General features: G+C 66.9%; 10 protein-coding genes. 3 read left to right on the top strand and 7 right to left on the bottom strand.

The features are described from left to right. Positions 1 to 207: 207 nt before the first annotated feature. Positions 208 to 753, bottom strand: coding sequence for a glutathione peroxidase (locus ACFPQ5_RS03805; protein ID WP_379751936.1), 546 nt, complete (start codon positions 751 to 753; stop codon positions 208 to 210). A 147-nt stretch (positions 754 to 900) separates the two neighbouring features. On the opposite strand from ACFPQ5_RS03805, the gene ACFPQ5_RS03800 reads away from it, so the two are divergent. Then, positions 901 to 2,691, top strand: a complete 1,791-nt coding sequence (locus ACFPQ5_RS03800; RefSeq protein ID WP_379751934.1) for a DEAD/DEAH box helicase — start codon at positions 901 to 903, stop codon at positions 2,689 to 2,691. Positions 2,692 to 2,693: 2 nt separating this feature from the next. Further along, positions 2,694 to 4,643 carry a UvrD-helicase domain-containing protein gene (locus ACFPQ5_RS03795; protein WP_379751933.1) on the top strand — a complete coding sequence of 650 codons (1,950 nt, stop codon included), beginning with the start codon at positions 2,694 to 2,696 and terminating at the stop codon, positions 4,641 to 4,643. On the opposite strand, the gene ACFPQ5_RS03790 is transcribed toward ACFPQ5_RS03795, so the two are convergent. Then, positions 4,644 to 5,666 carry a lysozyme inhibitor LprI family protein gene (locus tag ACFPQ5_RS03790; protein WP_379751931.1) on the bottom strand — a complete coding sequence of 341 codons (1,023 nt, stop codon included), beginning with the start codon at positions 5,664 to 5,666 and terminating at the stop codon, positions 4,644 to 4,646. A gap of 484 nt (positions 5,667 to 6,150) precedes the next feature. On the opposite strand from ACFPQ5_RS03790, the gene ACFPQ5_RS03785 reads away from it, so the two are divergent. Then, a complete protein-coding gene (locus ACFPQ5_RS03785; RefSeq protein WP_379751930.1) occupies positions 6,151 to 7,323 on the top strand; it encodes an MFS transporter in 1,173 nt (390 codons plus the stop codon). A gap of 51 nt (positions 7,324 to 7,374) precedes the next feature. Here the strand turns inward: ACFPQ5_RS03785 and ACFPQ5_RS03780 are convergent, their stop codons facing one another. The 5 genes from ACFPQ5_RS03780 to ACFPQ5_RS03760 all read right to left on the bottom strand — a co-directional run bounded on the left by ACFPQ5_RS03780 (position 7,375) and on the right by ACFPQ5_RS03760 (position 12,997). After that, complete coding sequence (locus ACFPQ5_RS03780; protein ID WP_379751929.1) at positions 7,375 to 8,205, bottom strand: AraC family transcriptional regulator; 831 nt, start codon at positions 8,203 to 8,205, stop codon at positions 7,375 to 7,377. Between the two features lie 140 nt (positions 8,206 to 8,345). Beyond that, a complete protein-coding gene (locus tag ACFPQ5_RS03775) occupies positions 8,346 to 10,130 on the bottom strand; it encodes a glycoside hydrolase family 2 protein (RefSeq protein ID WP_379751928.1) in 1,785 nt (594 codons plus the stop codon). A gap of 175 nt (positions 10,131 to 10,305) precedes the next feature. Next, positions 10,306 to 11,358, bottom strand: a complete 1,053-nt coding sequence (locus ACFPQ5_RS03770; RefSeq protein ID WP_379751926.1) for a glycosyltransferase family 9 protein — start codon at positions 11,356 to 11,358, stop codon at positions 10,306 to 10,308. Between the two features lie 53 nt (positions 11,359 to 11,411). Further along, entirely contained in the window at positions 11,412 to 12,770 is a 1,359-nt protein-coding gene (locus ACFPQ5_RS03765; RefSeq protein ID WP_379751925.1) for a N,N-dimethylformamidase beta subunit family domain-containing protein, read from the bottom strand. Next, positions 12,767 to 12,997, bottom strand: a complete 231-nt coding sequence (locus tag ACFPQ5_RS03760; protein ID WP_379751924.1) for a hypothetical protein — start codon at positions 12,995 to 12,997, stop codon at positions 12,767 to 12,769. The genes ACFPQ5_RS03765 and ACFPQ5_RS03760 overlap by 4 nt, the downstream gene beginning before the upstream one ends. Positions 12,998 to 13,074 lie beyond the last annotated feature (77 nt).

Genomic DNA, 13,074 nt, shown 5'->3' with positions numbered 1-13,074 from the left:
ACCCGCCGCGTGGCGGCGGGCGGCCGCAATGGGTGCTTAGGTCGGAAGCCGGCAGCAATCCGTGTGGCTCTGCCGCATCAAAGCTGGTGGTCACGCGTGCCTCCCCATCGGTCAGGACTCAAACCCGGCCTACTTTACCGGTTTTGTGGCAAGGACGGCAACGCGTTAGCCGAGCAGGAGGGGGCAAGCCCCTCTGCCCGGTGTCGATCAAGCCAGCGCTGCTTCGATCGCGGCCACCAGCGCCGGGTCGTCCGGCTTCACGTCCGGTGCGAAGCGGGCGATGACTTGGCCGTCGCGGCCGACCAGGAATTTCTCGAAATTCCACATCACGTCGGACGGGTTCTTCGGGCTCAGGCCGTGCTGGGCCAGCTTGTCGCCGAAAGTGCTGCCTTCGGCCTGGCGTGCCTGGGGCTGGGCCTGGATGAGTTCGCGGTACAGCGGATGGCGCGCCTCGCGGTTGACTTCCACTTTCTCGAACATCGGGAAGCGCACGCCGTAGTTGCGCTGGCAGAAATCGGCGATGTCCGCTTCGCTGCCCGGTTCCTGGGCGCCGAAGTCGTTGCAGGGGAAGCCCAGCACCACCAGGCCGCGGTCCTCGTATTGCTCGAACAGTTTTTCCAGGCCTGCGTATTGCGGCGTCAGGCCGCACTGGGAGGCGACGTTCACGATCAGCATCACCTTGCCGCGGTACTCGGCAAGCGTGGCGTCCTGGCCTTCGAGGCGGTGCAGCGGGATATCGAACAGCGTGCTCATGGGGTCGGCCCTCCGGTTGCGAAAACAACTATCCTACCCTGCATGACGCGGACGTGCTGGCGAGGCCTCGACATGGCGCTTGACGGCGGCGCGGGCGCCAGCATATAAGCCCTCTGTGAAACGACGCGCCTCTCTCTTCTTGACCCCATGATCCCTGACCCGACCAAGCCCAGCGCCGGCGCCGAACGCGCGCGCAGGCAGGCGCGCCTGCTCGAGGGCTTGCGCAGCTTCGTCGCGCGCGAACGCGAGGCGGCCCAGCAGAACCTGCTCGACGTCTGGCGCCAGCCCCTACCGGACCGCCTGGCCAAGGGCCTGAGCCAGCGCTTCCTGCGCATCGAGGCCGGCCCGGAGCAGGGCACGGCCTGGGCATATATCGACGGCGGCGAATCGCGCTTTCGCGAGGGAGATTTGGTCTGCCTGCACGGCGGCTCGCCGCTGCGGTCGATGCTGTCGCGCGAAGCTGCCTTCGAGGCTGAAGAGGAGGGCCGCTGGCTGCTGCGTCTGAAGCATGCGCAGGCCGTGATCAAGGCCGCCGCCGGCGAGCCCTGCTACGCCGATCCGGACGATTTCGACCTCAGCAAGTATTACGACGCCGTGCTGGACGACATCGGCGAGACGATCCCGCCCTCGCGCGCGAACCGCTGCCTGATGCCGCTGCTGGAGGGGCGCATCAATCACGATTTCGATCCGCGCGACTTCGAGGAAGCGGAAGCCATCGCTCTCAATGAAGGCTTGAACCCGTCGCAAGCAGAAGCAGTCGGCAAGATCCTGGCGGCCGAGCAGGTCGCCTGCATCCAGGGACCGCCCGGTACGGGCAAGACGCGGGTGCTGGCACTCAGCGTGCGCCTGCTGGTCGCACGCGGCGAGCGGGTGCTGGTGACCTCGCACACCCACATGGCGATCAACAATGCGCTGAACAAGATCGCGGCCCAGGGCGTCCGCGTGGCGAAGATCGGGCGCCCGGCGCAGGCCGACGGCCTCGATCCGCGCGTGATCCTGGCCGACAGTTTCGGGCTGTGGCATGGCCGCCCGCAGAACGGCGGCTATGCGCTCGGCGCCACGCCTTTCGCCACCTGCACCTACCGCCTGGAGAACTGCGAGTTCGACACCGTCGTGTTCGACGAAGCGAGCCAGGTGACGCTGCCGCTGGCCCTGATGGCGATGCGGCGCGGCGCGCGCTTCGTCTTCATCGGCGACCAGAAGCAGCTGCCGCCGGTGCTGCTGGCGCGCTCGATCCTGGAAGACGTACCGGGCTCGATCTTCGCCAAGCTGACCCTGCACAACGTCGACAGCGTGATGCTGACCGAGACCTATCGCCTGAACCGGGAACTGGCCGCCTGGCCCAGCGCCGCCTTTTATGAGGGGCGCCTGCGTCCGGCAGGGCCGAACCGCGATCGCAAACTGGTGCTGCGGCCGCGCGAGGATGGCGATCCGTACGACGCCGTGCTGCGCGATCCGGCCAGCCTGGTGTTCATCCCGACGCTGGACGAGACGGCGCGTACCCGCAATCCGGAGGATGCGCAGTTGGTGGCCGGCCTGTGCGCGGTGGCCCTCGAGGGCGGGCTGACACCAGGCGACATTGGCATCGTCACGCCTTTCCGCGCCCACGGCCGCGCGGTGAGGAATAGCCTGGTCGAGCAGTTCGGCTGGCACACGGCGCGCGCCATCGTCGCCGACACGGTCGAACGCATGCAGGGCCAGGAGCGCGAACTGATCGTCCTGTCGCTGGCGACGGGAGATCTGCGCTTCCTCGCCATGGTCGCCGGCTTCTTCTTCCAGCCCGAGCGCCTGAACGTCTCGGTGACGCGCGCGATGACCAAGCTCGTGATCATCGGGCCCGAACTGCCGCCCGAGTTCCAGGCGAACGACGCCGCCATGGCGCACAAGCTGGCGCTGTACCGCAGCCTGCTTGCCGCGGCGCGCCGCATCGAATTCTGACCATGGCCCTGTTCATCCCCGAATGGACGCGCGCCAGCGGACGTCAGCTTCAACTCAAGCGTGTGCTGAATGGCTTGGACGAGGCGACGGTCGTGCGCAAACCGCTGCGCGAGGAGGATGCGGCGCCCGAGCTCTTCATCGAGCATGCTCAACGCGGCTGGCTGGCGCTGGCCGTGGTCGACACGCCCTTCGATGGCCTCGACGCGCGTCAGCTGTTCGCCGTCGAAACCCGCACCGCCTTCGATGCGCGTCTGGCCGCCTGGCGCGCCGCCTTGCCGGATGCGCTGCCCTTGCTGCTGGTGCTGTGGGCCTGCAGCGAGGACGAAGTGAGCGTGCTGGCCGCCCAGATCGACGCGCAGAACGTACGCCTGCTCTCGCGCGAGCGCTACCTGGAGCGCGGCGCGGCGGGACTGGCGGCGCTGCAGCGGCCGCTGGCGGCGGACGAGCAGGACGCGCTGCGCACGCGCTTCTTTCCCGAGTCGAGCATTCCGCTGCCCTCGGTCGCGCGTCGTCGCTTCCAGCGAAACAATCAGGCTGTTTTAAGCGGATTGTTCCTCGATTCGCAACAAGAGTGGGCGAGTAAGCTTGACCTCGATCTGCCCGACGAGCAAGCGCACACCGTCACCGACCTCTCGGTGCGCCTGGTGAACGGCGTCGCCGGCAGCGGCAAGACTTTGATCGCGTTGAGCCGCGCCCTGCTGCTGGCCGAGATGCATCCGCGCGAGCGCGTGCTGATCCTGATCCACAACACGCCGATCGTGGCCGACATCCGCGAACGCCTGCACCGCGCGCGCGGCAGCTTACCAAGCAATCTCGAGATCACGACCTATTCCGCCTGGATCCACCGCCAGTGGCGCAGGCTGTTCGGCCCATTTCTTGCGATGCCGGCCGATCCGGCGTATCTGCCGAACCTGGTGCGGAGCCTGCGCACGCGCTGGCCGGATCTGAAACTGGCGGAGAGCCAGCTGATCGAGGAATTCGACTTCCTGAACGAGATGCTGGTCACCAGCGAAGCGGAATACATGGACACCAGCCGCGCCGGCCGCGGCTTCTCCTTGCGGGCCAAGGAGCGGCGCGAGGTCTGGCGCCTGTTCGAAGCGGTCACCGAAGCGCTGCAGCTCGCGGGCCTGCGCATGTGGAGCGCGGTCGCCTGTGAGGTCTGCCGCGCGCCAAGCCACTGCGCGCTCGAGCGCTACGAACACATCCTGATCGACGAAGCCCAGTTCTTCGCGCCGTCCTGGTTCCACACCGTCAAACTGGCTTTGAAACCGCAGGGGCGCCTGTTCCTGTGCGCCGATCCGAACCAGGGCTTCATGAAGAGCCGCCTGAGCTGGCGCAATGCGGGGCTCGACGTGGCCGGGCGCACCAAGAAGCTGCTGCGTTCCTACCGCACCACGCAAGCCATCCTGCACAGCGCCGGCACTTTACTGGCGCGCGCGGTGCAGGCCGATCCCGAGCATTACCTGGAGCCGGATTTCACCGGCATGGAGGAGGGCGCGGCGCCGATCCTGATCCGGGTCGATTCACCGCAGGACGCGGTCGACCGCGCCGTCAACGAAATCGTGGAACTGGTGACAACGCGCGGCCTGCCTTTATCGACCTTCCTCGTCATCTACGGCGGCGACACGCCCAAGCAGCTGCTGTACCGCCGGCTGTGCGCGGCGCTGGGCGCCAAACGCGTCTGGTGGCTGAACAAGGATAAAAAACAGCCGCCGGAGGGCTACGGTCCCGATTACCTGCGCCTGGCGAACCTGGAAACGGCGACCGGCCTGGAAGGCGGCGCCGTGTTCCTGCTGGGGGTAGAGGGCCTGCTGAACGTGGAGGAGGGCGACGCGCGCGAAGCCGATGCCCGCAAACTGTATATGGCGATGACGCGCGCCAGCCACCGCCTGGTGATGCTGACGACGGAACCGGTGCCGCCGGACGCGCAGCCCCTGTTCCGCGCCGGATGATCAGCGCCCCGCCGCCGCGTTGTCGAGCTCCGTCAGCTGTTTTAAACGGCGCGCCGTGAGCTGGGCGCGCCAGGCCGAGCCGGGCACCTGCGGGTGGCGGATCGAGCCAAACAGTTCCATCGCATCGCGGTAGGCCAGCCAGGCGCGCTGGGTCTTCTCCACGCCGGTCTTGCGGATCGTGCCGAGGTAAGAGGTGCTGGCCGGGCGGTTCAGCATGAACTGGCGGTAGACCGCGTTCATCTTCTCGTCGAGGCTGGCGAATTCGTTTTCGGTAAAACGCGGCGCCTTGCCCGCTTCGGCATCCATCACGTCGAAGGCGAACTGGTCGAGCTCGAACGCCTGGACGTCGAGCTGCAGGGAACGGGCGGCGCTGCTGCCGGCATCGGTCTCGTAGTCGACCCGGTGCTGGGCAAAGTAATGCACGGCTTTGCTGGCCATCTCCAGGCCGAGCTGCTCCTTGCCGTTCCAGCCACGGGTAAGCGCCGCCAGCTGGCCGCTCCTCGACTTGTCGCGCTGGCGCTCGCGCATGGCCGCGCACTGACCGCGCATATCGGTGCTGGCGTCGTCGCAGACGTCGATCGCTTCGCGGTCCTCGCCGCTGGCGCGGCGGCGCAGGTGCTGGACCCGGCTCCGCATTTCGTCGACCGGGCTCTGGATGCTGCAGGCGTGTTTCAAGGCCAGGTCGAACTGCGGCGTCATCCCGGCGCCGTTCGCATACAGCATCATCAGCACGCCATGCGCATCGGTGCGCGCCGCGCAGGCATGGACGCGCTGCCAGTCGGCCTTGCTCGCGTCCGGCTGGTTCAGGGTGTCGTAGTAGAGGCCGGCGGCATCGCAGCGGCCCTTACCGGCGTCGAGCCACGGGCGCTGGGGCTTGTGCTGTTTGACGCGCAGGCATTGGCGATACCAGTCGGTATTGCGCAGGACTTCTGGTGGCGCGCCATACACGTTGGGATAGGGCGCTGCCTGGACGATGCCGGCGAACAGGCTCGCCAGCAAGAAGGGCCAATACGCACGGGACATCGGATTCTCCTCAAAAAGTTTCCTGTAGGAAGCTTTAACGCTACCCCGGGTAAGTGAAATCGATGGTGAGATGGCGCAATTTTTACGATCTGCCGTAGCGTCGAATTGCTCGCCGGATGAGCGCATTACCAAGACGATTTACATTCGGTAACCGAAATTTCATTAATGTGATGCAACACCGTAAACAGCCTGTGCAGCTCTGCCAATTACTTGAAATTTCGACTGTGAACACGACGCAACGAGCATAAATTTTTTCCGCGTGGAAAAGGAAAAAGCCGTTTCAAGTGCGTAGAATTGCCTCCCATCACTTCTTGACGCCAGCCAATACGGTTGGCGTTTGGTTTTTTAGACCTGTAATTAGCAGTCAGTTACGAACGGCACAGCAGTCAATAAAGAGAGCCGGACGACAGCTGAAATCGACGAGTGGAGCCTCTTCGACCAGCGCGCTGCAACAGATTCAACGCACATTTTTGATTCAGAAATAATGCAAACCTCCGCTTCCGCTGTATCCCCGGTTTCTTCGTCGCGCAGCTCGGTTTTCGCTCAAGCGCAACAATATGCCCTGCCTGTCATCTTCGCCCTGTTCGGCGTGATCATGGGTTCGTGGGCCGGCCGTATCCCGGCCCTGGCCGAACGTGTGCAGGTGTCGCACTCGGCCCTGTCGATGGTGCTGCTGTGCGGCGGCGTCGGCGCCTTGCTGTCCTTCCCGGTCTCGTCCTTCCTGATGGGCCGCTTCGGCGCCCGCAAATCGCTGCTGATCGGCGGCATGGCGCTGCTGTGCGTGCTGGTCTCGATCGGCATGGCGCCGACCGTGCCGCGCCTGATGCTGGCCGTGCTGATGCTCGGCATCACCGCCTCGACCTATGACGTCGCCATGAACGCCGCTGCCGCCAAGCGCGAAAAGCAGACCGGCAAGTCGGAAATGTCGATGCTGCACGGCCTGGCCTGCGGCGGCGGCCTGGCCGGCGCCACCCTCGGCAGCCTGATGGCCAGCCTCAAAATCGCTCCGGCCACCCACTTCATGATGGTCGCGCTTCCGCTGGCTGCCGCCCTGTACTTCGCGTACCAGATGCTGGACATCGAAGACAGCGCCGAAGTCGTCGAAAAGAAGAAGTTCGCGCTGCCGCGCGGTCCGATGGTGCTGCTGGGCCTGCTGGGCTTCCTGGGTTCGATGTCGGAAGGCAGCATCGCCGACTGGAGCGGCGTGTTCCTGAAGGAGCACTTCAATGTCGGCGACGGCATGGCGCCCCTGGCCCTGACCTGCTTCTCGGCCATGATGCTGATGTCGCGCCTGATCGGCGACAAGCTGAAGGCAAAGTATGGCGCCCAGCGCCTGATCACCAGCGGCGCGATGTTGTCCGCGGCCGGCCTGTTCTTCGCCGTCCTGTCGCCGAACGCCTACTTTGCACTCGGCGGTTTCGCGATCGCCGGCCTCGGCCTGTCGCTGCTGTTCCCGTTCGTGTTCAGCGCCGCCGGCGCCCAGGGTCCGGTGGCCCTGGCTGGTGTCGCCAGCATGGCCTACAGCGGCACCCTGATGGGCCCGCCGGTGATCGGCGCCATCGCCCACCACGTCGGCATGCAAGTGGCGATCGGGTATGTCGGCGGCCTGTCGCTGGTCATCGCCTTCGTTGCCAGCCGCACGCGCCTGCTGAAATAAATTTGCCTGTTTTCCTGACGCCGGTTTCGACCGGCGTTTTTTTTGCGCGGCTCACATGGCCGGCGCAACTTCCTTCAGCCACTGCCGTGGCGACACCCCGACCAGTGAGGTAAACGCCCGTGTGAACGCGGGTGCGCTGGTGTAGCCGGCCTGGCTGCTGACCACCTTCACCGGCATCCCTTTCCTCAACAAATCCTGCGCCACGCCGATGCGCCAGCGCGTCAGGTATTCGCCCGGCGGCATGCCGACCACGTTGCGGAAGTGCTCCGTAAAACGTGCGCGCGACATGCAGGCTTCGCGCGCCAGCGTTTCCAGTTGCCAGGGCTCGTGCGGACGCGCGTGGATCGCCCTCAGTGCCGGCGCCAGCTGGCGGTCGGCCAGGCCGGCCAGCAGGCCGATCGACAGGGTGCCGGCTTCGAATTCGTGACGCAGCACCTGGATCATCAGCACGTCGCACAGGCGGTCGAGGATCACGTCGCGTCCTTGCGCCTTGGCGGCCGCTTCCGCGAACAGCAGCTCGAGCGTATGCGCGAGCGCCGGCATCCCGGCCAGCGGCTGGTACAGGCAGGCGGGCAGGGCCTGCGCCAGCGGATTGGCGCCGCCGTCTTCGAAGCAGATGTCGGCGCACAGCAGGTTGGCGCAGGCGCCTTCGGGAATTTCCAGCGTGTGCGCCGTGCCGCGCGGGTAGAACACCATGGCCGGCTCGTTCACGTGCAAGGGCGCTTCGCCCTCATGGCGGAAGATCACCGGACCGCTGCGCACCAGATGCAATTGTCCGGCCGTCTTGTTCTCGACAAAGGTGTTCGAATCGCAGAACACCCCGTTGAAGAACACGCGCGCACGAAACGAATAGCGGCCGACCAGCGACGAAATCTTATCCATAAGCTCCATCTTTGAGGATTGGCTGCTTATTCTGGACGATTTGCTAAGTTTGTGGAAGATAATTGATGAAATTGTCGGGTCAAGGGCGAGACAGGCGGCGCGACAGGCGTGGCCTCTCCCACCGCGTGACCCGTTATTGTTCAGGCGTTCGGCCAGAGCGTGCGGTGCAGGTCGGCCACCTGTTCCGGCGGCAGGCGCGGCACCCGGTCAGCCGTCAATAAACCGTTCTGCTCGTGCTCGACGTCGGTCAGCTGGGTGTAGCACAGCCCGGCGAGGAAGGGCAGCGACGCGAGACCTTCCATCAGGGTGCGGTAGCGCTGCGCCAGTTCGTCCTCGTTGCGCACATTGCCGTAGTGGTCGTACAGGCGGTCGCGCCGGCGCTCGGGGTTCTCGGGCACCAGCAGGTAGCCGCCGACTTCGGAAAACACAATCGGCTGGCCGCGGTACTGCGCCCCCTGCAGGAACAGTTCCTTGCCCTTGTGCCAGCCGGTGTCCGGCGGCAGGCCGGACAGGCGCGTGGCGGCGTAGCGTTCCAGCAGCGCCTCGACCGGATGCGAATAGTCGTGGATGGTGCAGACGTCGGTCACGTCCGTGTGCTGCCAGCCGTCGTTATCGATGACGGGACGGGTGGAATCGACCAGCCGCGTGCGCGCCACCATCCGTTCCAGGAAATCGTGCTGGTGCGGATGGCGCACCAGCTCCGGAAAACCGAAGCTTTCGACCACCGGCACCCAGGCCACGATCGAGGGGTGGTTCGCGTCGCGCATCACGGCGCGCAGCCACTCGATTTCGAGCCGCTCTTCCGACTCCTCGGACCAGGAGCGCGCATTCGGCATCTCTTCCCACACCATCAGGCCGAGCCGGTCGCACCAGTACAGCCAGCGCTCGTGCTCGATCTTCTGGTGCTTGCGCACGCCGTTGAAGCCGAAGCGCTTGGCCCACAGGACATCCTCGCGCAGGGCCTCGTCGTTCGGCGCGGCCAGCAGGGTGTCGGGCCAGTAGCCCTGGTCGAGCGCCATCAGCAGGAAGATGCGCTCGCCGTTCAGGTGGAACCAGCCCTCCTTCAGTTCGATCGAGCGCAGGCCGACATAGGATTCGACGGTGTCGACGCATTCGCCACGGCGCAGCAGGCGCACCCTTAATCCGTACAGGTGCGGGTCCTTCGGCGACCAGGGGCGCGGAGAAGGCACCTGGGTGCGCAGCTCCAGGCAGGCGCTGCTGCTGGAGGTGCGCGCGCGTGCGCAGACCTGGCCGGACTCCAGGTCGTCGAGCACGTCGAGCTCGGCTTCCCACTCGCCCGAGGGGCCGTGCAGGTACACGTTCAGCGCCAGGCTGCCGTCCGGGCGGCATTCGGTCACGCGCAGGTGGTCGATGCGCAGGGCCGGCACGGGTTCGAGCCAGACGTTCTGCCAGATCCCGCTGGTGCAGTAGTAGTAGATGCGCACCGGGGTGCCGGACGAGGACTGCTTGCCGCGCGGCTGATACGGGTCCTGGCGGTCCTCGACGCGCACCGTGATGCGGTTCGGGCCTGGCCGCAGGTAGGGCGCGATGTCGAAGGAGAAGGGCACGTGGCCGCCGCGGTTGCGGCCGGCCACGCGGCCGTTGACCCAGACGTCGGCCCGGTAGTCGACGGCGCCGAAATGCAGCAGCAGGGCGCCGCTGTCCCAGCCTTCGGGTACGTCGAAGCTGCGGCCGTACCACATGACTTCGTGGATCTCGCGGCTGCCGATGCCGGACGTGGTGGATTGGTAGGGGAAGGGGACCAGGATCCGCTGGGGCAGTTCGCGTCCGTCGAACCAGCGCTCGGACAGGCCGGCGTTGGCGTCGTCGAAAGCGAACTCCCACCAGCCGTCGAGGCTGGCCCATGCCTGGCGCACCATCTGCGGACGCGGATAGGGCGCGCTCGGGGTGTCGAAGCTACGCATGATTGTGGTGGAGAGAGGTGGGGGGAGGGACTGCGATATGTGTGCGCTTTGCATAAAAGTGTACACCCGATACCGGACGGACTTTCAAGCTTGCGAAGGGACCTATGCATCATATTTGCACGCTGTGGCGCGAAGAAGACAAGGCCGCCGCGCCACTGCTGGGTCGCGCGTTTCCCTACCAGTACGGCCACATCCCGGCGCGCCGTTGCCGGTTCGGGTCGGTGCCGGCCAGCAGGGCGCGGGCGTGCTGGAGCACGGCGGCCGAGCGCTGGGCGTCGGGGTCCCAGATGCAGCGGTGGCGGTCGCGGTCGAGCGGGGCCCAGCGGGCGATGTCGGCCTTGTTGAAGATGACGACGCTTTTCAGGCGCAGGCCGGCCGCGATGTGCGACACACCGGTATCGTTACAGACCAGCAGGCGCGCGTTCTTCATCAGCGCAGCCATCGCGCCGATCGAAATCGGCGCGGCGGCGTTGATGGCGCGCGCCTGCATGTGGCGCGCGACTTCGCCGGCCAGCTCCGCCTCCTCGGCCGAGCCGGTGAGCACGACGCCGACGCCGAATTCGGCAGCCAGGCGGTCGGCCACTTCGGCGAAGCGCTGCGGCGGCCAGCATTTGTCGCGCTTGCGCGCGCCCGGATGCACGCAGATGTAATTGCCGGGAACCAGATTGCTGGCGATGCCGCTGGCCTCGAGTTCCTGGCGGTCTTCCTGCGCGACCGGGAATTCGAGGTGGTCGCCGGCCGCGCTGGCGCCAAGCCGTTCGACCAGGCGCAGCAAACGGTCCGGCTCGGCGCCCACTTCCGGATACGGGAACAGCACCGTGTGCTCGGTCGCGACCGCTTCGCCATCGCAGTAGCCGGCCATCGCCCGGGCGCCGAAGCCGGCCACGATCTCGTTGGTGACGCTGCCGTTGCCGTGCAATTGCAGGGCCAGCGTGAAGCGGCGTTCGCACATGCCGGCATAGAAGGGCGTCAGTTCTTCGTGGCGCGGCGTCTGTTCCGGCAGCAGCGGGTGGCCGGGGAAGGCCACGAAGTCGTCGATATAGTGGGGAAAGCGGCGTGCGAACTGGCGCGCCCAGGGCAGGCCGACCAGCGTGATGTGCGCTTTCGGCAGGGAAGCGCGCAGGGCGCGCAGGGCCGGCACGGCGCACAGCATGTCGCCCAGGTGCAGCGCGCGGAAGACGACGACGGATGCGATATCGAGCCGATGAAAAAGCGGACGCCGGGACACTGTTTCCTCCGTTGGTGAAAGCGATGCGGTGGCGGCAGGCCGAAAAGGCGGGTTCAGTGCAGCAGCAGCCGGTCGAGCACATTGCGGGTGATGCGTTCGACCTTGCGGTCGCGCCCGTCGGCCAGCACTTGCGCCCAGTCGGTGGTACCGGCCGAGAACACGGTGCCGCCGCGTTCGAACAGGCCGAGGGTGGCCGCATGGATCCCTTCGCCGGCGGCGTGGCGCGCACGCGGCGGCAGGTCCTGCCAGCGGTGGTCGAGCGGGCAGGCGGCCAGCAGCTGGTAGCCGTCGGGCGTGCCGCCCTCGTCCGCCCAGGCGGACAGGGTGGCCTTGCCGCTGGCGCGGTCGAAAGTGTCGAGCGGCGCGCCGTCGCATTCGTAACCGGGCAGCGGCGGCCAGGTGTCCTTACCGAAGGCTTCGCCCCGCTGCAGGCCGGTACCGGCGAAGACCCAGTGCTCCGGCTTCTGGACGATGAAGCCGCTGGTGGCGCGCGCGCCGTCCCGCCAGCCGCCGCCGTGGCGATGGCTGACGCCGGTCAGCCGGTCTTCGGGCCGCCCGGCGCCGCTGGCGGGCCACCAGTGGTCGAAGGCGCCGCGCGCACCGCCCTGGTGGCAGACCAGGGCGCGCCCGCCGTCGACCAGGTGCACGCGCCACCAGCACAGGCTGGCGCCGAACCAGGCCACGTTGCCGCCCGAGGCGATGAAATCCTCGACCGCGTCGCGCGTGGCTTCGGTCCAGTATTCGTCTTGTCCCGCCGCGACCAGCAGCCGGTAGCGCAGCGCCAGTTCCGGGTCGGCATGGAGGTCGAGGTCGGTGCAGAACTCGGGCGCATACCCCTGGCGCGCCAGCCAGCGTATGAAACGCGCGTCCCAGTGGGCGAAGGTCTGGCGCCGCGAGGCGCAATCGTAGTGGTCGGGCGCGCCCCAGGTCGGGCCGCCGATGCCGCCGCCGGGCCGCTGCAGGGAGACGCGCGCACCCGGCGGATCGAGAGAGCGCGGCGGATTGGCGTAGTAGCAGCCGCCGCCGCTCAAGTTATAGGCGTGCCAGGTGGCCAGCGGCAGTTTATACAGCATGCCGCCGCGGCGCTGGCCGCGCACGACGAACAAGGCGGCGGCACTCTCGAGCGCGAGCGACAGCGGCAGTGTGCGCTTGGCTTCCTCGAAGTGGGCGATGTACACGGCGGAGGGCCAGTGCGCCGGCACCGGGAATTCGTAGGCGGGCCAGCCCCAGTCCTCGCCGGCGCCGCGTTCACGGGCGCGCTCGCCGGGCTGCCAGGGCGAAGTGGATACGGCCTCGAACCCGTCGCGCCAGCGGTAGAAGTGCACGCGAAAGCGCCGGCTGTCGGTGGCCACGTGCAGCACGAGGCGCTCGCCGGGCAGCACGCTGGGCCGCATGGGATAGGCGCGGATCATGCCGGCCGTTCCAGGGCGTGGCGGGTGCGCGTCGTATCGGGTGCATCGTTCATCGTCTTCTCCTGTTTTTGTTCTGGCGCCAGGACGATCCGGTCCATCTTTGAGCAGGATGAGCTGCCCGAAGTTCGGCCGTTTGCACGCGGCTGATGCAGCTTGGAGAAGGCGAAGAAAACGGAAACTTGAAGACGCGGATGCGGTCTGAGGAAGTGTGGCAAGGTCAGCAGCAAGCGCGGCCTGTACTGGATGCGGCGCCAGGCGCAAGGGAGCCAGCCGGAGTATGATGGTTCACTACATTCACCGTGAC

The organism is Massilia suwonensis (genome assembly GCF_042655665.1).
Lineage (GTDB): Bacteria > Pseudomonadota > Gammaproteobacteria > Burkholderiales > Burkholderiaceae_D > Telluria > Telluria suwonensis.
This window is presented reverse-complemented; position numbering and strand designations above follow the sequence as displayed.